This window comes from Bacillus cereus group sp. Bce041 (assembly GCF_052646455.1).
Window position 1 is genome coordinate 295,805 of record NZ_JBQXON010000001.1, and the last position, 26,090, is coordinate 321,894.

Here is a 26,090-nt window from a genome sequence, read left to right on the forward strand (position 1 = left end):
GAGTTGAGACAGCATGAGCATGAAATTAGTCATTCTCGGCTTACTACTCGAAGGAGATAAACATCCATATGAAGTGCAGCATATTATGAAAGAACGACAAATGGATTGTTACATTAAATATGCTAAAGGATCACTTTATTACGCCTTCGAGCAATTAGAAAAGCAAGGGGCAATTCATATTACAAATGTAATTAGAGACACAAATCGACCTGACAAAACGATTTTTCATATAACAGAAGAAGGCAAAAAACTATTCCACACTTTACTATTAAAACAATTCGAAGCCAAAAACCAAATATATAAACCTATTTATTCAGCCTTATCTTTCGCTCACTTTAGCAATGATCACGAATTAGTTCCTATTTTAGAAAAAAAGAAAAACGATACTCTTCAATATTTACATACTATGCAAACGATATATGATTGTAATAAAGGAAAGGTTCCACGTGCACAACTATATATTTTGCAAAGTGTAATTGAGCATATTACAGTTGAATTACAATGGCTAAACACCCTCCTTAAAGATGCTATAGCAGGCCAACTTTCAGAAGTTGCTATAGATGAAGATTGAGCTATGAAAGAAGACATCCCTACTTCTTTCATAGCTCAATTTCTCTTTTCATACTGTAATATTATTAGTTACTCCAGAATATGAAAAGTCAGAATACTAAGAAATAAAAACTTTAGAATTTTCTTATTTTAAAACAGTAGACAAAATTCCAAAAATTATGTTAAAATTTGTTTCAATATCATATCGCTTGTTAAATTCCTTTCAAAAGGAAAATAGGTACACGAAAGTTTCGTTTCGTGTTTAAAAGGGAAGCTTGGTGAAACTCCAACACGGTCCCGCCACTGTAAATGCTGAGATTTCTTTTTGGTGCCACTGTGAAAACGGGAAGGTGAAAGAAATTATATGAAGCATAAGTCAGGAGACCTGCCTGTTTTAACAACACTGATAGATTCACGGATGATGATGAGGTGTTAAAACAAAAAGGAAGGCTTATTTTCTATGTCTTTGTACTTTTTGTTATAGGTATTTCCTAGTAAACGGAAATGCTTACTTTCAATTAGGGAGGAATTTAAAATGGCAATTCAAACAAGTAACTTAGGTTATCCACGTATCGGACTACAACGAGAGTGGAAAAAAACATTGGAAGCTTTTTGGTCCAATAAAATCGATGAAGAACAATTTTTAACAACAATGAAAGAAATTCGCCTTCAACACGTAAAAGTACAGCAAGAAAAAGGGATTGAACTCATTCCAATTGGCGACTTTACATATTATGATCACGTTTTGGATACTGCCTATATGCTAGGATTTATTCCATCACGTTTTTCTGAGTTTACATCTTACCTTGATGTATATTTCGCAATGGCGCGTGGCTCTAAAGATCACGTAGCTTCCGAAATGACAAAATGGTTTAACACAAACTATCACTATATCGTTCCTGAATATGAAGAGGGATTACAAATCTCTTTAAAAGATAATCGTCCACTTCGCTTATACGAAGAGGCAAAACAAGAATTAGGAGTAGATGGAAAGCCTGTTATTTTAGGACCATATACTTTCTTAAAATTAGCTAAAGGTTATACACAAGAACAATTTCCTACCATTTTAAAACAGTTAGTTGCACCTTACGTACAACTGCTTTCAGAACTACATGCAGCTGGTGCACCAGCCATTCAAGTTGATGAACCGATTTTCGCTTCTTTAACTAAAAAAGAAGTTCAACAAGCAAAAGAAATTTATGAAGCTATTCGTAAAGAAGTTCCAAATGCGACTCTTCTTTTACAAACATATTTTGATAGCGTAGAAGAAAACTATGAAGAAATTATTACATTCCCGGTATCCGGTATTGGATTAGATTTCATTCATGGTAAAGAAGGTAATCTAAATGCTATTTCAAAATATGGATTCCCAGCTGATAAAACTTTAGCTGTCGGTTGTATAGATGGCCGTAACATTTGGAGAGCTGACCTTGATGAAGTTCTTGATTTATTTACAACGTTACAAAAACAAGTCCAAACGAAAGATATCATCGTTCAGCCTTCTTGTAGCTTATTGCATACACCAATCGATAAAACAGAAGAAACTCACTTATCGACTGAGCTGTTTGATGCGTTAGCATTTGCAAATCAAAAATTAGAAGAATTAGTTCTTATTCATTCCGCTCTCACTCAAGGTACAGAAAGCATTAGTAATGAGCTGGAAACATATCGAAACGTACATCATACAATTCGTTCATCTGCTGCACGTAACCGAGAAGATGTCAAAGCAGCACGAACAGCACTAAAAGAAGAAGATTTTTCACGTCCTCTTCCATTTGAAAAACGATACGAATTACAACAAGTTGCTCTAGAGTTACCGCTATTACCAACAACGACTATTGGTAGCTTCCCGCAAACAACTGAAGTTCGTCAAACGCGAAAAGAATGGCGTAACGGTGTTATTTCAAATGAACAATATGAACAATTTATTGAAAAAGAGACAGAAAAATGGATTCGTTACCAAGAAGAAATTGGGCTTGATGTCCTTGTACATGGTGAATTTGAAAGAACTGACATGGTCGAATATTTTGGTGAGCGCCTTGCTGGTTTCTCATTCACTAAAAACGGTTGGGTACAATCATACGGTTCCCGCTGCGTAAAACCACCTGTTATTTATGGTGATGTAGCCTTTATTAACGGCATGACTATTAAGGAAACAGTTTATGCGCAAAGCTTAACAGAGAAAGTTGTAAAAGGAATGTTAACCGGACCTGTTACAATTTTAAATTGGTCCTTCGTTCGAAATGATATTCCAAGAAAAGAAGTTTCGTATCAAATTGCACTAGCTCTTCGTCACGAAATTGAACTACTTGAATCTTCCGGAATTAGAGTAATCCAAGTCGATGAGCCCGCACTTCGTGAAGGAATGCCACTAAAAGAAAAAGATTGGGATGCTTATATTACATGGGCAGTACAATCCTTCCTTTTAGCAACTTCTTCTGTAGCAAATGAAACACAAATTCATACTCATATGTGTTACAGTAACTTCGAAGATATTGTTGACGCGATTCGCGCATTAGATGCAGATGTAATTTCTATCGAAACATCAAGAAGTCACGGAGAATTTATTGATACATTAAAACATACAACATATGAAAAAGGCATCGGCCTAGGTGTATATGATATTCATAGCCCACGTGTACCGAGTAAAGATGAAATGTATAAAATCGTAGAACAATCTTTAGAAGTATGTGATCCTAAATATTTCTGGATTAATCCTGATTGTGGTTTAAAAACGAGAAGAACAGAAGAAGTTATTCCAGCTTTAGAACATATGGTGCAAGCAGCGAAAGATGCTCGTTCCCTTTTAAAAACAAACGCATAACAAAAATGGGTTATCCTTTTCTCAGGATAACCCATTTTTTATTCTTTACTTTCAAAAAAGAATTCATATTGTATTTTATATAATTCATCATCCGTTGGCTCTTCAAGAGGAATTGCTTGTAATACAACTGTATACTCACCATTTGGAATAGGTATTTGAAATTTATTAGAAAGAATACTCGTTATAACGATACTTTCATTTTCAACTGTAAAAGGAACCGTAATCGTTCTAACTACTTCTTCTTTTTCAATATGTTTCCCTGGGGTCACTTTCACTTCACAAGTATAATCAGAAAGTGCTTCAAAAATAACAGTTCCATCTGCCTTAGCATAACCTCTTTCAAAATCTTCATCAGTCCAATCTACATAAGGCTGCTCACCGTCATAGTTCATCAACATTAATTGCGAATAAGAAATCGTTAACTCCATAGTTCCCCTTCTCCTTCATTATGAAATATACAACTACTACTTCACTTCAAATTTTACTCGCGTACCATCTGGGTATTTATCTAACTTATTCCCTACCCAAGAACCTGCTCCGCGGTTATCCGCCGGACTTATATATTCAATATGTGCTCCTTTTCCGCCTTCCTTGCACATCGCCATTGGCCATTCATCACGATCATACCCTTTTTTTGATGGATATGGTGCTAACGACAATTTCCTTCTATCTGCAGCACCACCACGATCGATTGTACAAACTTCTGAATGCCCTTCTTTTATAGCATCCGTAATATGTTTTCCTGTCTCTGGATAACGTTCTTTTGGAAATTCTAACACTTGATCATACGTATTCGTTTTCTTTACACTTGTTTCCTCTGGCACAAGTACTTCATAAACTGCTACTAAAATAGACAGAATTGCGATAATTGAAATGATAATACCTTTTAATTGCTTCATGTATACCTCCATGTTTCTACCAGTTTCTTTTCCTCCGTTATTATAACAAACTTCTCCTGTATATGTTTTCAGACATTATTTTAGTTATTCCTTGCCATTCCGCCAAAAATTTTCATTTTTTCACTAATGCTGTAGAAAACTAATAGCCTTCCGACATTCTTTTTCAAAGGAAGTCCTCATAAAAGATTGAAATGATATATACGATACTTTTTGGGGAGGAAATATGATGGAAGCTACCTATAAAACGAAAGATGTCACGAATAAAACAGGCATCCCAAAACATATAGTTCGCAAATATAGTCAACTGTTAGAAGAACATGGTTATATGATTTCCAAAACAGCTGATGCTCGTATTTATAAACTTGATGATTTAAAATTATTGAAATCTATACACGAAAGAGCTGCTACATTACAAGAAGATATTTCAGAAACGATACCGATTATTTTAAAAGAAAAAGAGGCCCCACCTGTACCAGTTATACAAGATAAGCAAGAGATACAAACGAAAGAAAAAGAAGATGGGCGTAACTTTGAGGAGTTCATGTTAAAACTTGAAATGCTAGCTCAATTAAATGAGGCAATTATTCATCAAAATTCTACTTTAATTACACAAAATCGTTTAAAGGATGAGAAACTAGACGAATTGATGCAACAAGTTTATGTAAAAGAAGGCTCTCAAGAAAAAATGCTTCAAGAGTTAGTCGATCACGCCGCTCAAACAGATGCACTGCAAAAAGAAAAGATGGACTTATTAATGAATCATATGTATAAACGAGAATCCAAACAGGAAGAAAAAATGAATAAACTTGTTAGTCAAATTTATAATAAAGACAGTAACCGTGATGCACAGCTTATGCAAGTTATTCGAGAAATTCAAGAAACAAAAAGAATGGTTGCTGCCTCAAAAGAGCAAAGCTTCTTTCAATCATTTAAAAGTTTATTTAGCCGAGCAAAACAAGAAAAAACAAATGAATAAACAATATAAAATAAAAAGTTACCTTTCATCGGTAACTTTTATTCCTTATTTTGTACAGCTGGTAATATAATAATTGCTTCAGTGCCTTTTCCACTTTCACTCTTATATTCCAATGTACCATTATGCGCTTGTAAAATACTAAATGTTACCATAAGTCCTAATCCTGTCCCTTTTTCTTTTAAAGAATAATATGGTTGCCCAAGCCTTGCTAACTGTTCATTCGTCATACCAACACCACTATCTTTAACTCTTATTATGATTGTTTCGTCTTTTTGAATAGCTGTTACTTTTAAATATCCTTTATTTCCTTGAATTGCTTCAATACCATTTTTAACAACATTCATAATAGCTTGCTTCAATTTTGTCTTATCACCAATCGTATAAAGACTTTCTGAAATTTCAACTTGTAAATATACACCTTGCATCGCTGCAAATGACGACATGAGAGTGGTCATTTCTATTAATTGGGCTGATAAACAAATGTGTTCTTTTTTCTCAATTTGCGGCCTTGCTAAATTTAAGTAATCTGAAATAATTTGTTCCGCCCGATCCAATTCAGCTAATACGAGACGCATATAATCCTTATTCTTCACATCTTCCGTACTTTCTAGCAATTGGATAAATCCACGAACAACAGTTAGTGGATTTCGAACTTCATGTGCCACACTTGCTGCTAACTCACTTACAATATTAAGCTTTTCTGATTTTTGCATCTCTGTACGTAGCAATGCATTTTCATTTAAATATTCAGTTAAATACACCTGAAATACCATTGTCATGACCATGATAAGCGAGGCAAATATAAATCCGCTATATATTTGCGAAATATACGGTGTAAATCCTGTTTCCAAAAGAACAATAATCATGCCTAATACTAAAGAAACAAGCACATAAAATGATGAAATCATAAATGCTAAAATTAATTTCTTATCCCTTGAAAAAAGAGACCATTTCTTTGATAAAAATAGCGGAACTATCAATAAAAATATTACTTCTAAAACTGGAAGAAAGCTCATTCCCTTTAGTAACCATTCATATGCAACAAAAATAACCGCTGGGATTAAACCAACAATCCCACCATATAAAAAACCACTGACAATTGGAATGGGGTGAAAGTTATACCCACACACATTGCCAAAACAAATAGAGTATGTCATGGAGAGAACGAGCGTAACGCTAGATAAAAACATAATAAAGTAACGATTTGGCTTCGGAGGCATTTCTTGATAGCGATTTAAACGAATCGCTTCATATAAAAATAGTGGCAAAATTATGATGGCAATTTGAATCAATAAATCACGGATAAGCTCCATAACCTCTCATCCCCTATATGTATTTTGATATGATTATATCATTTTATAGGTGTATTTGTTTTAAAATTTTGATTTTTCTTAACATATTTGTTAATTCTTTGTTAACAACTCATAATAATTGTTACAGATTTTCGAAATGATTGTAAACCCTGTACCAAATTTCCTTCGTGCAGTATACAATGAATACGGATTACAAAGAAAATATAAAAATACTTTTTTAGACGGACAACTATAGCAAAATACAGCATATAATCCATACTATCTATGTTTACAAATAAGTGATCATTACTTTAGTAGGAGGAAGATAAATATGGCGGGTACTACGCTTGTTTTAAAAGAAGAAAATTTGGTTGTTCTAGAAAATGTTGAAAAATCAGTATATGAAGAGTTACAGCATAAAGCGGGAGATGAAAACTGCACATGTGCTGTGAACCAATCAGTCGTTCACCTTGGCAAGGTATCCTCTGTACTCTGGAATGAAGATGAAATAGATTGGGAATACGGATATTAAAAAGTCGCTTATAGCGGCTTTTTTTCTCTTTTCTCTCTCTTTCTAAATAACATATACAAAGCGTAATCATAGAAAATATGATAAAATGAACTTAATTTTCAAACGGAAGAAAGGGAGATACAATGGAACAATTCATTAACCCTAGAGTGAAGGACATCCAAATTTCTGGAATCCGTCAATTCTCTAACATGATTCAAAACTATGATAATTTGATTTCTTTAACAATTGGACAACCCGATTTCCCTACACCTTCTCTCGTAAAAGAAGCGGCAAAACGGGCGATTACAGAAAACTATACAAGCTATACACATAACGCTGGTTTACTAGAATTACGTAAGGCAGCTTGTAACTTTGTAAAAGATAACTACGATTTACATTACTCACCTGAAAACGAAACCATCGTTACAATCGGTGCTAGCGAAGCAATTGATGTTGCATTCCGAACGATTTTAGAGCCAGGAACAGAAGTAATTTTACCTGCTCCTATTTATCCAGGTTACGAACCCATTATTCGATTATGCGGTGCAACGCCTGTTTTTGTAGATGTTCGTGAAACTGGATTTCGTTTAACAGCTGAAGCGCTTAAAAATGCTATTACAGAAAAAACAAGATGTATCGTACTACCGTATCCTTCTAATCCAACTGGTGTAACTTTATCAACAGAAGAGCTAAAAGATATTGTAGATGTTTTAAAAGATAAAAATATTTTCGTCCTTTCAGATGAAATTTATAGCGAGCTTGTATATGAACAAAAGCATACATCTATCGCTCATTTCCCAGAAATGCGTGAAAAGACAATTGTCATTAACGGTTTATCTAAATCACATTCTATGACTGGCTGGCGTGTTGGACTTTTATTTGCACCAAGCTATTTAGCAGGACACATATTAAAAGTTCATCAATACAATGTAACGTGTGCTACTTCAATCGCTCAATACGCTGCAATTGAAGCATTAACAGCAGCTAAAGACGCACCAAAAATGATGCGCCACCAATATAAAAAACGCCGTGATTACGTATATAATAGACTCACTCAAATGGGATTAACAGTTGAAAAGCCAACAGGTGCATTTTACTTATTCCCATATGTTGGTCATTTGACATCTTCATCATTTGATTTTGCACTTGATCTTGTCAAAGAAGCGGGACTAGCTGTAGTTCCTGGAACAGCATTCTCTGAATACGGTGAAGGCTACCTTCGCTTGTCCTATGCGTATAGTATCGAAACTTTAAAAGAAGGCTGCGACCGATTAGAAGCCTTTCTAATGAAAAAAGCTAAGAGTTAAACTCTTAGCTTTTTTATGCATAATGATCACAAGTTTGACGTTTTAGTAATTTATGAGGAATAATGATACACTTTGCAGTGGATTCTGCATTCTCTACTTTATCAACTAAAGCTTTTGCCGCCTCATATCCTAGCTGATAAATATTCACATCAACTGTCGAAAGTGGAGGGCTCGCAATTTCCGATAATAAAGCATTATTAAAGCTTACAATAGAAACATCTTTCGGTACAAAAAATCCTTTTTTAGAAAGAGCACTTAACACACCAAGTCCAATTAAGTCATCCGTTGCCATAATTGCCGTTGGCGGTTGCTGCAGTCCCATTAATTCCTCAACAGCTTGTTGACCACTTTCCCTCGAAAAATCAAAATGTAAAATATATTCTTTTGGTAATACAATGTCTGCTAATTTCAAGGCATCACTCATACCAGCTAAACGATCTCTCGTTACAAGTAAATCTGATCCACCACCAATGAACGCGATTTGTTTATGCCCTAATGAAATTAAATATTCTGCCACTTCTCTTGCAGCTGTATAATTGTCATTATCTACATATGTAATTTCATCTTTTCGATCATATGGTTTTCCTATTAAAACAAACGGGAAATTTTGTTCATGTAAATATTGAATAATCCGATCATTCTCCCTTGAATATAAAAGAATAATGCCACCAATTTGGCGTCCTTGTACCATCTTTACGACACCATTAAAAATTTCTTCTTCCGTTTCACCTGTCGACATGTAAAGCGCATAACCTTCTACGTGTGCAAATGAACTAATCCCTCTTATAACTTCTGGGAAAAATGGATTTTGAAAAGCTTTACTTGCAGAACTTGGCATAACAAGACCAAGTGTTTTCGTCGTTTGGTTCGCAAGATTTCTCGCATTTAAATTGGGATGATACCCTAATTCACTCATCACTTTCCTAACACGGCGCTTTGTCTTTTCACTTATACTTGGATTATCAGCAATTACACGAGAAACTGTTGATGGTGCAACATTCGCTTGCTTCGCCACATCTTTAATTGTAACTGTCATAAAAATCCCCCTCCTCTCATTTCTCTGCCATTTTTCATATATTTTATCTCGCACTCATTGCAAGTCATAAACTTTCATTTCTTATATCTTGCAAAACTAATCCTATTCTCCCTCTTCATGTATTGTAAGGGATATAGCTATTTTTTCCTATACTATAATATACTATTTATTTCACTTCTTTTCACATGTGATGTCAAATCTCTTTTCATCTCCCTATAAACTTATTTATAGGGAGATGAAAAGAAAAATGGGACGTAATGTCCCATTTTTCATCCTTTTGTACCTCCAGCTGTTAAACCAGAAATAAAGTATTTTTGTAGTGATAGGAATAAAATTGAAATTGGGATCGCAATTAACACAGAACCCGCTGCAAACGTTGTAAATTCATTACCGAATTTCTTCGCAACCATTTCATATAATCCAACTGCTAAAGTATAATTTTCTGGTGTTCGCAAAATAATACTCGCTAAAATGAAATCTGTAAATGGACCAATGAAAGTAAATAACGCTACAACCGCTACGATTGGCTTTGCAAGTGGCATAATGATTTGCCAAAAAATACGAAAATGCCCTGCTCCATCCATTCGAGCTGATTCATCTAGTTCTTTCGGAATCGTATCAAAATACCCTTTCATAAGCCATGTATTCATCGGAATAGCTCCGCCTACATAAATTAAAATTAATGCAAGGTGTGTATCAATTAATCCTGTTAATTGAGCTAATACGTATAAAGCAATTAACGCTGCAAAGTTTGGAATCATTTGCAGAATTAAAAATGTTAATAAACCATTTTTTCTTCCAACAAAACGATATCTCGAAAATGCATAAGCAGTAAAGCTAATTGCTAACACTGAGAAAATCATCGTTAAAACACTTACTTTTAATGTGTTTTTATACCATAGTAAGTAATTACTATTCTCTAGATCTAATAACTTACGATAATGATCTAACGTTGCATTTTGTGGAATAATACTTGATCCAGATAAACTATCACCCGGATTAAACGATGAGCCAATAATCCATAATAACGGATAGAAAATGATGGCACACATTACGAAAATAACTAAATAACTTAATGAGAGACGTAACATCTTCTGTCTTTTAATATTCATTTACATCATATCCTCTTCTTGGAATGATTTTGTTCTCTTAAATTGCCATAACGCAACTGTAATAACGATTAACGATAATATCATTGTAAGAGCTGCTGCTTTTCCGTACTGCGCTGAAGTCATCGTTAACTTATAAATCCATGAAATTAAAATATCCGTTCCACCTGCGTCTTGTCCAGCTACAGCAGGACCTCCACCGTTAAATAGATAGATGATACTAAAGTTATTAAAGTTAAACGTATATTGCGTAATTAATATTGGTGCTGTTGCATATAACACAAGTGGCAATGTAATTTTACGAAACTGTTGCCAAGCTGTCGCTCCATCTACTGTAGCCGCTTCATATAATTCTCCCGGAATCGATTGCAGTATACCCGTTGTCATCGCAAAGATAAACGGGAACCCAAGCCACGTTTGAATCATAATTAAAGCAATCTTCGCCCAAAATGGATCTGTCATCCAAGCAATTTTTTCAATTCCGAATAAAGCTAATACTTGATTGTTAATCGCTCCGAATGTTTCATTAAACATACCAGAGAAAACAAGAATAGATACGAATGCTGGAACCGCCCACGGTAAAATGAAGATTGTTCGAATAATTGCCTTTCCTTTAATACCGGGCTGATTTACGATAATCGCTAAGAAAATACCAAGCGCAACTTGTAATGTTGTTGCAACGAATGTCCAAATGACAGTCCAAGAGAATACACTTACAAATGTCTCTCTCCACATCGGTAAAGTGAAAATATCAATAAAGTTTTTAAAGCCCACCCAATCTACTAATTTTGCTGGAGGAGAATGATATAAATCATAGTTTGTAAATCCAATTAAAATTACGAAGATGATTGGAAATACGACAACAAAGATGAGTAGTAGAAAACCTGGTGAAACCATTAAATAAGGAAAACCTTGATCTAACAAATTACGGTATTGCTCTTTTACAGAATTTAACGGTGTTCCGATATCACGTTTCTTTCCATTTTGGTATGCATCGTATAAGTTAAATGCATATATGCCGAGCCCAAAAGCGATAACGATAAGGGCCAAGATTCCTTCTACTAATAGAAAGACAGAATGGTCACGTGGAACTTCTGTACCAAGCGTTACAATACCCCATAATCCCATATTTAATAAATCAGCAAAGGCTACAATAAATGAACCTGTTAATACTAGAAAAATAAGACCTTTTACAAATTGTTTATTATACATTTGGCCCACGCCTGGAATGATTGATAACATGGTTGCCATTTTTCTATGCTTTGAATGGTTTAACCCATTTGCTGGTTCCATAGATGTTTGCATGTTCCTTCCCCCTTTTTTCTTCCTACATGGAAGGGAGAGAATTCGTGCCTCTCATATTCGAGGCACGAATTTCACCTTATTTTTTCTTGTTATGATTTGCCTCAATATTACCTTTAATTTGTTTCACTGCACTATCAAGCGCCGCTTTTGGTGCCTCTTTATCTGTAACAACTAATTGAAGCGCATCTCCAGCTGGTTTCCAAACTTCTTGCATTTCTGGAATGTTTGGCATTGGAATTCCATTTTCAGATTGCGTTGCAACTGCTTTTGCAGCTTCGTTATCTTTAATAATTGGATCTTCCATTACTGATTTTACTGGAGGAATTTCTTTTGTTTTCTCAAATCGAATTTTTGCGTTTTCTTCATTTGTTACCCACTCAGTGAATTTTGTAGCTAAATCATTTTGTTTAGAGAAACTTGTTACATGCCATCCTTTAACCCCAACAAACGTTTTCATTGGTTGACCATTTAGTAATTTCGGCATTGGAGCAACGCCATAATCAATCCCGTTCTTTTCCATTGCTTGGAACGCCCATGGGCCATTCATGATAGAAGCTGCTTTTCCTTCATTGAATAGTCCATCAGCAGCAGGCCCACCTGATTCACCGATAATACCTTTTGGGAATAATTTTTCCTTGTACCATTTTTGAAGATATTCAGCACCTTGTACTGCTCCGCTATTATTTAATCCAACATCACTTGCATTTGGCTTTCCATCTTTTTCACCAAATACATAACCGCCCATACCTGCCATGAATGCATTAGCAAAGTAGAAGTTATCTCCTAATGCTAAAAATCCGTACTTGCCATCTTTCGTAAATTCTTTTGAGAAGTTAAACAGCTCGTCCATCGTTTCTGGCGCTTTTGGCATTAGTTTTTTATTGTAAATAAAGACTGGTGTCTCAATTGCTTTTGGTAAACCATATAATTTTCCATTATATGTCTGTGCTTCTATTGATGAATTAGTAAATTTACTCTTTACAGCATCATCTGCTTTCACTTCAGAAAGTAAACCTTCTGTTACTGCATTTCCGATTTGATCGTGTGGCAATGTTACAACATCTGGTCCAGTCCCCGCTGGTCCATCAAGGCGTAACTTCTTCACTTGATCTGTCATTTGCATTTCAACAACTTTTACTTTTACTTTATATTTTTCCTCAAAGCTTTTCACTGCTGGTTCTAAACCAACACCTTTTTTATCATCTTCCCAAACAAGAAGATCATAGTCTTTTTTCGCTTTACTTTCCTCTTTTTTCCCTGAATCTTTCGGTCCACATGCAGATAACATACCAATAGATAATGCTGAAACCGTTAATAATGATAATGCTTTCTTCATCCCAAAAACCTCCCTAAATTGTCTATGTACCTCAGTAACTGAAAACGTTTGCATTTAATAGTTTAATTGAAGCGCAAACAATATCTCAATCTATGAAAACGTTTGCGCTATTTGTCTATCATTATACATTCTTTTATTCATTTTGCAAATATTAATTTAAAAATTATGTCATTATACTCTTTATACATTGACTTTATATGAAATGAATACTACTCTTATAAGCAATATTAAAGCTACGAGAAAGGCAATCGTTTGCAATATAGGCTTTATTATTACACTTAAGGGAATACTATGTATAGAGATATTGAAGGGGGATTTTCTATATGTTTAAAGAAGCTATTTATCATAGGCCGAAAGATAATTATGCATACGCTTATGATGAACAAACAATTCACATCCGAGTACGTACTAAGAGAGATGATATTCAAAGCGCCGATCTTATTTACGGTGATCCTTACGAATGGAAAGACGGGAAATGGATATCAGCAAGTACACCCATGAAAAAAACGGGTTCTACTGCATTATTTGATTATTGGTCCATTTCAATCGAACCAAAATTTAAGCGCTTACGTTATGGGTTTGAATTAAAATCTGAAACAGACACTCTTATTTATGCAGAGCGAGGATTCTTTTCTAGCATTCCAAATGATGATGTTGGTAACTTTTTCTGTTTTCCATTTATTCATGCAGATGATGTATTCAAAGCACCATCTTGGATTAAAGACACCATTTGGTATCAGATTTTCCCTGAGCGATTCGCTAATGGCGATAGTACGCTGAATCCAGAAAACACCCTTCCTTGGGGAAGTGCGAATCCAACTCCAACTAATTTTTTCGGCGGAGATTTTTCTGGTGTTATTCAAAACCTTGATTACCTTGTTAAGCTTGGCATTTCCGGAATATATTTCACACCTATTTTCAAAGCTCATTCAAACCATAAATATGACACAATTGACTATATGGAAATTGACCCACAATTTGGGACGAAAGAAACTTTTAAAGAGCTCGTTGAAGAATGTCATAAGCACGGTATAAAAGTAATGCTCGATGCTGTGTTTAATCATAGTGGATACTTTTTCGAGAAATTTCAAGACGTACTAGAGAATGGTGAGAAGTCCGCATATAAAGAGTGGTTCCACATTCATGAATTTCCGATTATAACCGAACCACTTCCAAATTATGATACTTTCGCCTTTACACCGTATATGCCTAAATTAAATACAGCTCATCCAGATGTAAAAGAATACTTACTTGAAGTAGGACGTTATTGGGTACGAGAATTCAATATAGATGGCTGGCGCCTTGATGTCGCCAATGAAGTCGATCACAACTTTTGGAGAGAATTCCGAACTGAAATAAAGACACTAAATCCTGAAGTATATATTTTGGGAGAAATTTGGCACGATGCCCTTCCGTGGCTACAAGGCGATCAATTTGATGCTGTCATGAGCTATCCTGTTACAAACGCTCTACTTTCTTACTTTGCTAACGATTCCATTAAAGCAAGTGAATTCATGAAGCAAATTACAGAATCTCTACATTCCTACTCTATGAATGTAAATGAAGCAGCATTTCATTTATTAGATAGCCATGATACTCCAAGAATTTTAACAACATGCAACGGAGATAAAAATAAGTTGAAATTGCTCTATGTATTCCATCTTTCTTTCATCGGCTCTCCTTGTATTTATTACGGAGATGAAATTGGTATGGATGGCGGCATGGACCCTGATTGCCGTAAATGTATGATTTGGGATACTAAAGAACAAGATCATGCATTATTTACCCATATACAAACATTGATTTTATTACGGAAACAACATAAAGCATTTGGAGGACATGGTACTTTTCAATTCATCGAAGCAAATGATGAACATAATTATATTTCTTATACGAAAACATATGAGGATGAAACTATCTTTTTCGTTTTAAACCCTACTAATAGTGAAGTTACAGTTTCACTCCCTCTTCATGTTACTGGTAAGAAAATAATTAACATTTATACAAACGAAGAATTTTCAGCAGAAGCAAGTGTATTACAAGTTACACTTCCTCCATATGGATTCTCCATATTAAAATGGTAATCCAAAAAAGCCTTATGCCAAGTTTGAAGTGGCATAAGGCTTTTTCTTATTTCAATTTGAACACTATCGCTTCATACGGACGTAATGGAATGTTATCTATTGATCCGATTTCTACATCGTAATTGTGTATAAATAACTCTGATTCACTATAACTAATATCCTTAGGCATTTCAAATACACTTTCATCCGCAGTAAAGTTTGCAATGACAAGTAGTTTTTCATCTCCATATGTTCTTACATAAGCAAAAATAGAAGGGTCATTATTTAATATTAAATCATATGATCCATACACAACTATTTCATTATTTTTGCGTAGTTCAATTAATTTCTTATAGTAATAAAAAATTGAACCTTCATCTTGGATTGCTTGTTTCACATTAATCTCTTTATAGTTAGGATTTACAGTAATCCAAGGTTCACCTTTTGTAAATCCAGCGTGATTCTGATCATTCCACTGCATCGGAGTTCTAGCATTATCACGACCCTTTATATAAATAGATTCCATTACTTTTTCTATATCTTCACCATGGTCTATCACTTTTTCTTTATACATATTTAACGTTTCAATATCTCGATATTCATCAATTGACTCAAATCGGACGTTCGTCATTCCGATTTCCTCTCCTTGATAAATATATGGCGTTCCTTTCATCATATGAAGAACTGTCGCTAACATTTTTGCTGATTCAATGCGATACATTCCATCATTACCAAAACGAGATACAACGCGAGGCTGATCATGATTATTCCAATAAAGGCTATTCCATCCGGTATGCTCTAATGCTTTTTGCCACTTTGTTAAATTCTCTTTTAAAGTAAGAAGTGAGCATGGTTTTACATCCCACTTTCCACCTTCTCCTGAATCTAAATCCATATGTTCAAATTGGAATACCATTTGCAATTCTTTTCGTTCTTCTCCAGTATACAATTTCGCTTCTTCTGTCGTTACACCAGGCATTTCACCAACCGTCATAATATCATAATGCGATAATACTTCCTCATTCATTTCATGTAAATATTTATGAATGTTTGGACCGTTCATAAAATGCTTATGACCTGAAACATACCCCTCTTCTTCTGTTTCAACAGCTGGTAATCCCTCTTCTTTAGAAATAAAATTAATAACATCCATACGGAAACCATCAATTCCTTTTTCTAACCAAAACTTCATCATTTCATAAACATCTTGTCTTACCTTTTCATTATCCCAATTTAAATCTGGCTGTTTTTTAGAAAACAGATGTAAATAATATTCATCTGTCATTTCATCATACTGCCATGCTGATCCACTAAACGCTGCTCCCCAGTTGTTCGGTTCTTTTCCTTCTTTTCCAGGGCGCCATATATAGTAATCTCTATATTTATTATCTTTTGATTTACGTGATTCAATAAACCAATTATGTTCATCAGATGTATGATTAACAACTAAATCCATCATCAATTTCATATTACGTTCATGCATTTCATGTAATAGCTCATCCCAATCTTCCATTGTTCCGAACTCGTTCATAATTTTACAATAATCGCTTATATCATAACCATTATCATCATTTGGAGATTCATAGACTGGTGATAACCAAATCACATCAATCCCTAACTCTTTTAAGTAATCTAGCTTTGAAATAATCCCTTGAAGATCTCCTATACCATCACCATTACTATCCATAAAGCTACGAGGATAAATTTGATATACTACACTTTCTTTCCACCATTGTTTTTCCATTATGCTACCCCATTTCATTCATCATTCATTTTTCTCTTTTTTAAGGCGCAAACGTTTTCATTAATGAATGATAACAGATTCTATCTCAATTTAAAATAGCGCTTACAATTTTTATTGTATTTTTCTAAGAAAACATATGAAAACCACTAATAAATCTCCAATAAATGAAAACGTTTTATTTTTTTATTTATTTTTTGAATCTATTCGTTTATAATGAACTCAAAGAAAACGTTTGCATAATTATTTCTAGGGGGAAATACCATGGCAGAACTTAAATTAGAAAACATTTATAAAATATATGATAATAACGTAACAGCTGTAACTGATTTTAATTTACACATTCAAGATAAAGAATTTATTGTATTTGTCGGTCCTTCTGGATGCGGAAAATCTACAACATTACGAATGGTAGCTGGACTTGAAGATATTTCAAAAGGCGAGTTTTCAATTGATGGTAAACTAATGAATGATGTTCCTCCAAAAGATCGAGATATCGCTATGGTATTCCAAAACTACGCTCTTTATCCACATATGAGTGTATATGATAATATGGCATTTGGATTAAAACTTCGAAAAATACCAAAAGATGAAATCGATCGTCGTGTGAAAGATGCAGCAAAAATTTTAGGACTTGAACAATATTTAGATAGAAAACCGAAAGCATTATCAGGTGGACAGCGCCAACGTGTTGCGTTAGGTAGAGCAATCGTTCGAGATGCAAAAGTTTTCTTAATGGATGAACCATTATCAAACTTAGATGCTAAACTCCGTGTTGCAATGCGCTCAGAAATTTCTAAGCTACATCATCGTCTTGGAACAACAACAATTTATGTAACACATGATCAAACAGAAGCAATGACTATGGCTTCGCGTCTTGTCGTTATGAAGGATGGAAAAATCCAACAAATTGGAACTCCAAAAGAAGTATATGAAACACCAGAAAACATCTTCGTGGGTGGATTTATCGGCTCACCAGCTATGAACTTCTTCCGTGGTAAATTGACTGAAACCGATTTCGTTATAGACAATACTATAAAAATTAAAGTATCTGAAGGAAAAATGAAGATGCTACGTGAACAAGGCTATGTAAATAAGGAAATTGTTTTAGGTATTCGTCCAGAGGACATTCATGATGAACTACTATTTTTAGAAGCTTCACAATCTACTGCCTTCACAACAAAAATTGAAGTCGCTGAGTTATTAGGTGCTGAATCCATTTTATATATGAAACTTGGGAATCAAGATTTTGCGGCACGTGTAGATGCAAGACATACGTTTTCACCTGGTGACCAAATTAAATTAGCATTTGATATGAATAAAGCGCATTTCTTTGATAACCAAACTGAACAACGTATTCGCTAAAAAATTTATCATTACTATACACATATAAAAAACCGTCCACATATATTGAGGGCGGTTTTCATTATTATACTAGGGCTTCTACTGTATGAAATGATTGTCCTTTCGTGCCAATAATACCGAAAATCGGTAAATCACTAAGCACCACTTCTTCTTGCTGTTTCATAAAAGATGACGTTAATTGTTTTATCTCTATCCAAACGTCATTAATACAAAGTACATTGGAATCGTTCTCTTGTTGGCGAGAAAAAATAGAATCTATTTTATATAAACCAGCATTTTGAAAAAGCATGTCAATGCGACTGAATGCATTCAAAGTAATGCTAATAACGCGTTGCCAATCTCCTTGCTTTTCCATATCATAGAATACAAAAAGGGCTTCTCCGCCTAGATTCGTAATTTCCTCCACTGTTGCTTGTCCACTCTCTTGATCAATGTCCGTCACAATAACTTTTGCGCCTTGTTTAGCCAACAAAAGAGCTGTATTACGTCCAATACCGATGCCACCGCCAGTTACGATAGCAACTTTTCCTGCAAGCTTCATTTTCATTACCCCTTCTATAAGTCTTACCGTCATTCAGTATACTCCTTTATGAGATTATTCTGCAAGCAAGAAAAATTGCCATTCGATTTGTAAACGTTTACTTTTTATCCTTCTTTTTTCTTACTCTTACGCTGATCAAGAACTAGACCGATAAAAATGAGAATGCCCCAAAAAATTATGCTACCTCCTGTCATCTCAACTTCCCCCTTATTATATAAAGTAAAACTTTAATCAGCCCCAAATGGTGAGATAAAGATATTATTTTTAATCATTATACCATTATCTTAATTTTCAATCTATTATAAATAGAAATGACACATTTTAGTTTTTCCTTACTGTAAATATTCACAATATACTTATAAAATAAAAAAAGACCCTTTTATATATAAAAGGGTCTTTTTTTATTTTATTATACAAGACTTATTATTTTCGTCTTTGTAATTAAGTCCTGAAAACCGCAATTGTCTTTGCGGAACAACATCATATATACGTTACATATTAATGGAATTCCTAATAGCAATACGTTCGGTAATAACACTACAAAAAATCTTATAATTAATGTTTGCAACGTTAGCTTTTCACTCTTCAATGAAATTAATTTTATTCTCGTTACCTTTTTGCCAAGTGTAACACCGTTCCAAATAAAGGGTAATACAATAAAATATATCGCCATTAATATGAAAACTACTGCGAAATCATATCTAAAATCACCTAAGCTTATATTAAAGCGCTTAAACATAGCACTATAGTTTCCGGTCATAATAGCTACTACTGCACCATACATAACCGAGATTAAAAACATGTCAATTAGGGAAGCACCTATGCGATTCATTACAAGCGCTGGACGATGCATCTTTAACTTCATTTTATGTCGACTCCTTCATATCCTTCTTTACCCGTCTCATCGTACCACTTCTAAAAAACATTGTAAACTAGCGTTTCTCTTACTTTTCTTGTACAATTTGTTACAATAGCATTATAAAGGAGGTTCCCATATTGAAAAAATGGATAATCCTATTCGTCGCCTTCCTATTAACTGGTTGTGCAGGAAACACAAGTCACTTAACTTATACGGTTAACGATGAATACGAACTCATACGTACTTCTGGAAATGCATTTGAACTTTTCCCCTCGCAAGATGCTGTATATGCCACACAATACATCCCTGCAAAAATTACAGACATTGCTTGGGATGATAAATACATTATTGCAAAACAAACTGAGGAAAAATCAGATCCAAATAACCCTGACGCAGCAATTGCGAATAAAAAAAGTGAACATTATTGGATTATTGATGTAAAGCACAATAAACGTTTCGGTCCCTACAATGAAAAGCAATTTAATGAACAAAAAGATGCGTTTAAAATTAAGGTGCCTTTTCAAAATGTAGATTCATACATAAAAGAAATAAAAAAACAGTCAGCATAATATTTGTATGCTGACTGTTTTGTCTTACATTATTTTAGTGAGATGTTAAACGTTTGTGGCTCTTTTACAACATCTTGTGTTTCTGAATCTCCTGCAAGTAAATCATCAGTTGTAAACTGAATATCCTTTACCTTGTCTTTTCCATCGTCAAGTATTAAACCAATAATACCATCTCTTATTTCACCAGGCTTATAGTCTTCTCTTGATACATTTTTTGTACCAACTAACGTATCTTCGTCATATAAAAAGTTTTGAGTGGCTACTTTAAAATGTTGCTTACCATTAATCATAACATCATTCATAGAGAAAAATTGCATATTTTTATTTCCGCTATTCTCCACTTTATATGTAATCTCAACGTAACGAATTGTATTACTAATCTCTGTTCCACTTAGCGATGCATATAATTCTGCATCTTCTTGGCTTACTTTATCCCCTAATCTACGTTTTACTTCTTCAGGAGTTAGTGCCGTGTATACTTTCAATGTATTTTTTGCCTTTTCACTCATTTGTGATAAAGAGATTACTTTCACATCTTGTACGTGAATTTTCATTGGCGCTACTTCAAATGTTTGATTCACAGAATGCATCTGCTCTAACTTGAAAGTACCCCATCCTGTTTCTTTCACTTTTTGTCCTACTTTTTTCAGCTCACGCCCACCATATTCTTTCGTTTCAGGAATAGATTCTTTCTTCTTCGGTTCAGCTTTCTTTTCTTCTTGATGGAAGCAACCACTTAACATAAGAAGAAAACTACATAAAACAAAAATACTTTTCCATGCTTTCATCATTTCATTTCTCCTAACGCTATCATTCATGAATATAAAATTAGTCCCTTGCTTTGTAAACTATAGAAACAATGACAATTCCACAAAATGAACTTGTCAGTCCAGATACTATTATACCTCCAATTTGGAAAATATGAAAATAGGGATCTAGGAACGCATGCACGATAAATATAAAAGCTGTCACAATGATTATCGAAACCCAATACTTTCTTTTTTCTAAAGCTACAATCATATCTTTCCCTGTTTCATCTTTATACTTCCATAGTACGTATAATAGCAATAATAAGCCAACACATGTACTCCCATGTTGCATATATTTATACAATGGAATACTGCGTAATTCAATTTGTAACAATGCTATTTTCATAACGAAATAGCCTGTATTATGAGTAAATGCATCCCAAACGACATGCGTGAGCATACCGAATAATGCAGAATAGCAAAATACAAAGAATTCTTTCCAGGTATGTAGCCCCCACCTCTCATCTATTGCATATGAATAATAACCAGCAAACGGTTTAGGCAAATGCGTTATAAACGGCTTTTTTAAAATGTAATGATATATGTATGCGATTAGAAATACAAGCGGTAAATTTAAATATAAGAACCCAAGCCATGTATGGCCAATAACACCATAGGGTCTAAAGTGCAAAAAATATTCAAAGTCAGGCGCCATACTACCTAATATAAGAGCCGTTACTGAAATATGTTTAGAGTGCTTTTTCGCAAAAGGAAGAACTGCTGCTGGATGTGCAAATGTAAACGGCATACTTTAACTCCTTCTCACATTTTCAATAGAATACCATATATCATAACGAGAGAATGGATCTTCATGCAATATTTATTTTCACATTGGAATATGATAGTTTAAATGATATAATCCACATAAAATATTCAGAAAACAAGAAGGGATTCAGGTGTCATTAACACTTGTATTTGCTGCCTTTTTAAATTCAAAATCCGTTATGAATTGAGGTTTATATATTGATTGACGTACCCTTTTTACAAAATGTCACATTAAAAAAAGAAAATATCCCTAGTTTTTCCGCATATCCTTACTGTTTACCCGCTATTCGAACATTACAATCACTAGCTTTCCATCCAAATGTAACATTCATTATTGGAGAAAACGGAACAGGTAAATCAACATTACTTGAAGGAATTGCAATTGCGTTAGGTTTTAATGCAGAAGGTGGAACGAAGAACTTCCGCTTTAGCACAAACGATTCCCATTCATCTTTACATGAATACCTTCGAATTTCAAAAAGTTTCAATACACCAAACGACGGTTTCTTTCTTCGCGCTGAATCATTTTATAACGTCGCTTCTTATATTGATGAAATAGATGCTGATAGAGAAGCACGTGGGAATCCGGTTATCAACTCTTATGGTGGTATCTCACTACACAAACAATCACACGGTGAATCATTCTTCTCATTATTTATGAACCGTTTTTCAGGACAAGGTTTATACATTTTAGATGAGCCTGAGGCAGCTTTATCACCAATGAGACAACTTTCCATGCTCATTCGAATGCACGAACTAGCTGAACAAGGTTCACAATTTGTTATCGCGACGCATTCTCCTATTTTAATGGCTTATCCTGAATCCACTATATATTCTTTAACACAAGAGGGAATTCACGAATCCACATTAGAAGAAACTGAGCATTACCAAACGACGAAACTTTTCTTTGAAAATCGCGATCGATTATTCCAGCATCTATTTGAGTCGTAAAAAAAGAAGCAGCAATAGCTGCTTCTTTTTTATAGTGCTTCTATAAATAAGGCAACCCCGATACCGCCACCGACGCATAAAGAGGCAATTCCTTTTTCTAACCCACGTCTTTTTAATTCGTGAATTAAACTTACTGTAATACGAGCCCCTGTACAACCAATTGGATGCCCAAGTCCTACGCCACTACCGTTTACGTTCACTTTTTCACGGTCTAAGCCTAACTCTTTCTCTACAGCTAAATATTGAGCCGCGAAAGCTTCATTAATTTCAAGTAAATCTGCATCTTCCAATGACCAATCTACTTTTTCTAAACCTTTACGAATTGCTGGTGCTGGTCCAATACCCATAATTTTTGGATCTACTCCAGCTACTGAATATCCAACAATTCTAGCTAACGGTTGTAAACCTTTTTCTTTCGCTTTTTCTTCGCTCATTAATACTAGAACTGCACTCCCGTCATTAAGGCCAGATGCATTTCCAGCAGTCACTGATCCATCTTTACGGAACGCCGGCTTCAATCCAGCTAATTTTTCAGCTGTAATATCTGCACGTGGATGTTCATCCTTCGAAAATACAACTTCTTTTCTACGCTCTTTTATTGTAATAGGAACAATTTGATCGTCAAAGTATCCAGACTCGATTGCCTTCAGTGCCAATGTATGACTGCGAAGAGCAACTTCATCTTGTTCCTCTCTTGTAATTTCATATTGTTCAACTAAATTTTCCGCTGTTTCACCCATCATAATATGGTGAATCGGATCTTCTAACACTTCCCACACCGTATCACGAATTTCTCCGTGCTGTAGACGTTGTCCCCAGCGGTGCTGTTTCAATGCATAAGGGCTCGAACTCATCGCTTCTACCCCACCTGCAACAACAACATCACTTACACCTAATTGGATTTGCATTGCAGCTGACATAATTGCTTGCATACCTGAAGAACATTGACGTTGGATTGTATATCCCGTAACTGTGTCAGGAAATCCTGCCGCTAATGCAGCTGTTCTCGCCGTATTTGCTTCATCAGTTCTTTGAATACAATGACCTAAAATTACTTCATCAACTTCATGTGGTTCTACCCCGCCTCGTTTTACAGCTTCCTGAAGTACAGGAACAGCTAATTCTACTGGCGTTACATTTTTTAGCGCTCCTCCAAAAGTTCCAATTGGCGAACGAACTGCAGCTGTAATAACAACATTATGCATTTTGCACTTGCCCCTCTCTTATGTACCCTAGTCAGTTTTTAGGTGAAATTCCATAAGATGTATATCTATAACTATCATACTATAAACATACTAAAAAATCAAAATATTTAATATAATAAAAATAGAAGGAATTAACCTTCTATTCTGTCAGCGCATATAAAAACTTTTGTAAAATTTTCTCTGTCGTTTCATTCAATTTTGGCAACTTATCTACTGGAAAATATTGAAGTTTTAACCCTTCATGATCGAGCTTTAATTCCCCGCTCACATGATGTGCCTGATACAGATGAATAACATTGAAAATTTCATCGCCATTCGGATAACGGAAATATACTTCTTTTCCTGATAGAACACCAAGAAATTGCATTATTTTTGCAGTTAACCCCGTTTCCTCAAATAACTCTCTACGTGCAGTTTCTTCTGTCGTTTCGCCCAGTTCCATCGCCCCACCAGGTACACCCCAATCATATGTATCTGAACGATATTGAAGCAATACTTCTTGATTATCGTTTAATATAATAATTGCTGATCCTACGAGAATAAGCGGCCTTGTACCAACGACTTTTCGTAACTCTTCAATATACCCCATATGTAAATTCCCCTTTCCCTAACCTCCCTTATCATAACAAAATTTTTCTCTTTTTGTTCATGTAATTTTAAAGAAAAAAAGAAGCTTTCGCCTCCTTTTTTTCACCTTTATTTCTTAAAACTTTCATATTTTACAGCTTCAAAAGCTTCCTCAATTTCATCATTACGATAATGGACATATGTAAAACGCCCCAATTCTACTAATCTTGCTATTTCCTGTAACGCTTTATGCTGCTCATATGTTTCTTTCAGCTTAATATGTACATAAAACTTCATTAACGGATGTTCATATAAAGGTTCTCCCACCTCTACATATACATCTTCCACCCCTTGTACAACTCTTACATAACTTGCAAATTGATAAAGAGCTTCTCTGTCTGAAACGATTTTTAATGTATACATATATTCTCCCCCTTTTCTTTACTATATCAAAAAGATGATCACACTACGTTATAGAACTATGAAATTTTTTCGACTTGTCATCTATATATTCAATAAAGAAGGCGTTTATCCATACATGACATCTTTTCCCCACATATATTATAGGAAGAACTTTTTTTCAGTTGAGGTGTTCCTTATGGATCCATACGTCAATATATGTATTTGTATTACTCCCGGCGCCGATATTTCTGATGACCGCATCGCAAAAGATTTAGCTGTTGCAGAATCAATTTGGCACCCCATTACATTTCAAATTCAAGAAGTAATTGTATTAAATGAACTTTTCCGTTTTTTTGACCGTGAAATCAGTTATAAAAATTCCATTCAAAGTCAAGAAAAGCTGGCATCCTTTTTCCAAACATGTGTAAATGAAGCTCCTGAATGCGACCTTTATATTTGTTATATTGGCAGTGATTATTTCAAAGAAACAGCAGTAATTGCCTGCGCTTATTCTTTAGCAAAACAACAGCAACTTACTGGCTATATCGTTTTAACAAATTCGGCTGCTCCTATGAAAAATATATATACGCTCGCTCACGAAATTGGTCATATTTTATTTACAAGACGTGTTCACGGAAAACTTACTCACGCAGATCCTCATTCTCCAACCGGCTCCGAGCACCACCCTTCTCCAACCAATCTTATGTATCCGATAGTCCCGCGCCCTGAAAATGTTCCTATTCAGTCTCTATTGACGAACGAACAAAAAACACTCTCTTTACAAAGCTCTTTATTGCAAAGAAAAAAACAGTAACCCTCATGTTACTGTTTAAAACAACTTATTCCAATCAACAAAACAAATCCCGGCTGCTAGAAATAAAAATAGACAACTAAATGTAAATGTAATCCCTCTAAAAATCCCTATATAATATTTCTTTGGAAATAATTTTTGGTATATCCAGAGCAGCCTTTTTCCTATTAAACTAAAAAGATAGATATAAACTTATCACCTAATAAAATATTAAAATAGGCATCATGTATTTCTTTTGATAAAAACAGTATGGTTGATCTGAGAAATCCCCTCCTCATATACATAACTCTCCTACTTG

Annotated in this window: 26 protein-coding genes, 1 pseudogene and 1 riboswitch; of the genes and pseudogenes, 10 read left to right on the plus strand and 17 right to left on the minus strand. The window is 34.6% G+C overall.

Annotation, left to right across the window (positions count from 1 at the left end; all coding sequences use genetic code 11):
* Window positions 1-13 precede the first annotated feature (13 nt).
* Window positions 14-571, plus strand: a complete 558-nt coding sequence (locus tag ACUN13_RS01440) for a PadR family transcriptional regulator (protein WP_000062061.1) — start codon at window positions 14-16, stop codon at window positions 569-571.
* A gap of 197 nt (window positions 572-768) precedes the next feature.
* Window positions 769-956, plus strand: a riboswitch (cobalamin riboswitch).
* 128 nt (window positions 957-1,084) lie between these two features.
* A complete protein-coding gene (gene metE, locus ACUN13_RS01445; RefSeq protein ID WP_088343883.1) occupies window positions 1,085-3,373 on the plus strand; it encodes a 5-methyltetrahydropteroyltriglutamate--homocysteine S-methyltransferase in 2,289 nt (762 codons plus the stop codon).
* Between the two features lie 38 nt (window positions 3,374-3,411).
* On the opposite strand, the gene comJ is transcribed toward metE, so the two are convergent.
* On the minus strand, window positions 3,412-3,801 hold the full coding sequence (gene comJ / locus ACUN13_RS01450; RefSeq protein WP_000424030.1) for a competence protein ComJ: 390 nt from the start codon (window positions 3,799-3,801) through the stop codon (window positions 3,412-3,414).
* 36 nt (window positions 3,802-3,837) lie between these two features.
* A complete protein-coding gene (gene nucA, locus ACUN13_RS01455) occupies window positions 3,838-4,272 on the minus strand; it encodes a DNA-entry nuclease (protein WP_000811494.1) in 435 nt (144 codons plus the stop codon).
* Window positions 4,273-4,498: 226 nt separating this feature from the next.
* On the opposite strand from nucA, the gene ACUN13_RS01460 reads away from it, so the two are divergent.
* Complete coding sequence (locus ACUN13_RS01460) at window positions 4,499-5,248, plus strand: DUF3967 domain-containing protein (protein WP_000388471.1); 750 nt, start codon at window positions 4,499-4,501, stop codon at window positions 5,246-5,248.
* 38 nt (window positions 5,249-5,286) lie between these two features.
* Here ACUN13_RS01460 and kinB read toward each other — a convergent pair whose 3' ends face one another.
* Window positions 5,287-6,561: a sporulation sensor histidine kinase KinB gene (kinB, locus tag ACUN13_RS01465; protein ID WP_088343885.1), complete on the minus strand. Its 1,275-nt coding sequence runs from the start codon at window positions 6,559-6,561 to the stop codon at window positions 5,287-5,289.
* A 310-nt stretch (window positions 6,562-6,871) separates the two neighbouring features.
* Between kinB and ACUN13_RS01470 the strand changes: the two genes are divergently transcribed.
* Window positions 6,872-7,072: a hypothetical protein gene (locus ACUN13_RS01470; protein ID WP_000929278.1), complete on the plus strand. Its 201-nt coding sequence runs from the start codon at window positions 6,872-6,874 to the stop codon at window positions 7,070-7,072.
* Window positions 7,073-7,194: 122 nt separating this feature from the next.
* A complete protein-coding gene (locus tag ACUN13_RS01475) occupies window positions 7,195-8,358 on the plus strand; it encodes an aminotransferase A (RefSeq protein WP_000434582.1) in 1,164 nt (387 codons plus the stop codon).
* 13 nt (window positions 8,359-8,371) lie between these two features.
* Here the strand turns inward: ACUN13_RS01475 and malR are convergent, their stop codons facing one another.
* The 4 genes from malR to ACUN13_RS01495 all read right to left on the minus strand — a co-directional run bounded on the left by malR (window position 8,372) and on the right by ACUN13_RS01495 (window position 13,144).
* Complete coding sequence (malR, locus tag ACUN13_RS01480; protein ID WP_089607609.1) at window positions 8,372-9,394, minus strand: maltose operon transcriptional repressor MalR; 1,023 nt, start codon at window positions 9,392-9,394, stop codon at window positions 8,372-8,374.
* A 269-nt stretch (window positions 9,395-9,663) separates the two neighbouring features.
* Window positions 9,664-10,506 carry a maltosaccharide ABC transporter permease MalD gene (malD, locus tag ACUN13_RS01485; RefSeq protein WP_001022608.1) on the minus strand — a complete coding sequence of 281 codons (843 nt, stop codon included), beginning with the start codon at window positions 10,504-10,506 and terminating at the stop codon, window positions 9,664-9,666.
* On the minus strand, window positions 10,507-11,808 hold the full coding sequence (gene malC / locus ACUN13_RS01490; RefSeq protein ID WP_001194993.1) for a maltosaccharide ABC transporter permease MalC: 1,302 nt from the start codon (window positions 11,806-11,808) through the stop codon (window positions 10,507-10,509).
* Window positions 11,809-11,884: 76 nt separating this feature from the next.
* Window positions 11,885-13,144, minus strand: a complete 1,260-nt coding sequence (locus tag ACUN13_RS01495; protein WP_257115660.1) for an extracellular solute-binding protein — start codon at window positions 13,142-13,144, stop codon at window positions 11,885-11,887.
* A 323-nt stretch (window positions 13,145-13,467) separates the two neighbouring features.
* Here ACUN13_RS01495 and ACUN13_RS01500 point away from each other — a divergent pair, with 323 nt between their 5' ends.
* Window positions 13,468-15,228: an alpha-glycosidase gene (locus ACUN13_RS01500; protein WP_000471782.1), complete on the plus strand. Its 1,761-nt coding sequence runs from the start codon at window positions 13,468-13,470 to the stop codon at window positions 15,226-15,228.
* Between the two features lie 46 nt (window positions 15,229-15,274).
* Here the strand turns inward: ACUN13_RS01500 and malL are convergent, their stop codons facing one another.
* The gene (malL, locus tag ACUN13_RS01505) at window positions 15,275-16,951 is read right to left on the minus strand and encodes an oligo-1,6-glucosidase (protein WP_000415177.1); all 1,677 of its coding nucleotides are present in this window, start codon (window positions 16,949-16,951) and stop codon (window positions 15,275-15,277) included.
* Between the two features lie 261 nt (window positions 16,952-17,212).
* On the opposite strand from malL, the gene ACUN13_RS01510 reads away from it, so the two are divergent.
* Window positions 17,213-18,313, plus strand: a complete 1,101-nt coding sequence (locus ACUN13_RS01510) for an ABC transporter ATP-binding protein (RefSeq protein ID WP_000818931.1) — start codon at window positions 17,213-17,215, stop codon at window positions 18,311-18,313.
* 64 nt (window positions 18,314-18,377) lie between these two features.
* Here ACUN13_RS01510 and ACUN13_RS01515 read toward each other — a convergent pair whose 3' ends face one another.
* From ACUN13_RS01515 to ACUN13_RS01525, 3 genes are all read right to left on the minus strand, one after another.
* On the minus strand, window positions 18,378-18,887 hold the full coding sequence (locus tag ACUN13_RS01515; RefSeq protein ID WP_000218413.1) for an SDR family NAD(P)-dependent oxidoreductase: 510 nt from the start codon (window positions 18,885-18,887) through the stop codon (window positions 18,378-18,380).
* A gap of 71 nt (window positions 18,888-18,958) precedes the next feature.
* Window positions 18,959-19,048, minus strand: coding sequence for a hypothetical protein (locus ACUN13_RS01520; RefSeq protein ID WP_000145638.1), 90 nt, complete (start codon window positions 19,046-19,048; stop codon window positions 18,959-18,961).
* Window positions 19,049-19,263: 215 nt separating this feature from the next.
* A complete protein-coding gene (locus ACUN13_RS01525) occupies window positions 19,264-19,719 on the minus strand; it encodes an RDD family protein (protein WP_000769080.1) in 456 nt (151 codons plus the stop codon).
* Window positions 19,720-19,850: 131 nt separating this feature from the next.
* Here ACUN13_RS01525 and ACUN13_RS01530 point away from each other — a divergent pair, with 131 nt between their 5' ends.
* On the plus strand, window positions 19,851-20,282 hold the full coding sequence (locus ACUN13_RS01530) for a DUF3997 domain-containing protein (protein ID WP_000758789.1): 432 nt from the start codon (window positions 19,851-19,853) through the stop codon (window positions 20,280-20,282).
* Window positions 20,283-20,311: 29 nt separating this feature from the next.
* On the opposite strand, the gene ACUN13_RS01535 is transcribed toward ACUN13_RS01530, so the two are convergent.
* The gene (locus ACUN13_RS01535) at window positions 20,312-21,073 is read right to left on the minus strand and encodes a hypothetical protein (protein ID WP_000973899.1); all 762 of its coding nucleotides are present in this window, start codon (window positions 21,071-21,073) and stop codon (window positions 20,312-20,314) included.
* A 37-nt stretch (window positions 21,074-21,110) separates the two neighbouring features.
* Window positions 21,111-21,839, minus strand: coding sequence for a DUF4184 family protein (locus tag ACUN13_RS01540; RefSeq protein ID WP_001116855.1), 729 nt, complete (start codon window positions 21,837-21,839; stop codon window positions 21,111-21,113).
* Window positions 21,840-22,054: 215 nt separating this feature from the next.
* Between ACUN13_RS01540 and ACUN13_RS01545 the strand changes: the two genes are divergently transcribed.
* Window positions 22,055-22,807, plus strand: a complete 753-nt coding sequence (locus ACUN13_RS01545; protein ID WP_025687983.1) for an AAA family ATPase — start codon at window positions 22,055-22,057, stop codon at window positions 22,805-22,807.
* Window positions 22,808-22,836: 29 nt separating this feature from the next.
* On the opposite strand, the gene ACUN13_RS01550 is transcribed toward ACUN13_RS01545, so the two are convergent.
* The 3 genes from ACUN13_RS01550 to ACUN13_RS01560 form a co-directional block, all read right to left on the minus strand.
* A complete protein-coding gene (locus ACUN13_RS01550) occupies window positions 22,837-24,012 on the minus strand; it encodes an acetyl-CoA C-acetyltransferase (protein WP_000552078.1) in 1,176 nt (391 codons plus the stop codon).
* A 139-nt stretch (window positions 24,013-24,151) separates the two neighbouring features.
* Window positions 24,152-24,601, minus strand: coding sequence for an NUDIX hydrolase (locus ACUN13_RS01555; protein WP_000540529.1), 450 nt, complete (start codon window positions 24,599-24,601; stop codon window positions 24,152-24,154).
* Between the two features lie 107 nt (window positions 24,602-24,708).
* The gene (locus tag ACUN13_RS01560; protein ID WP_000288330.1) at window positions 24,709-25,002 is read right to left on the minus strand and encodes a DUF3928 family protein; all 294 of its coding nucleotides are present in this window, start codon (window positions 25,000-25,002) and stop codon (window positions 24,709-24,711) included.
* 175 nt (window positions 25,003-25,177) lie between these two features.
* Here ACUN13_RS01560 and ACUN13_RS01565 point away from each other — a divergent pair, with 175 nt between their 5' ends.
* Window positions 25,178-25,795, plus strand: a complete 618-nt coding sequence (locus ACUN13_RS01565; RefSeq protein WP_000371608.1) for an ImmA/IrrE family metallo-endopeptidase — start codon at window positions 25,178-25,180, stop codon at window positions 25,793-25,795.
* Between the two features lie 15 nt (window positions 25,796-25,810).
* Here ACUN13_RS01565 and ACUN13_RS01570 read toward each other — a convergent pair.
* A pseudogene (locus ACUN13_RS01570) lies at window positions 25,811-26,070 on the minus strand (DNA-binding protein).
* Window positions 26,071-26,090 lie beyond the last annotated feature (20 nt).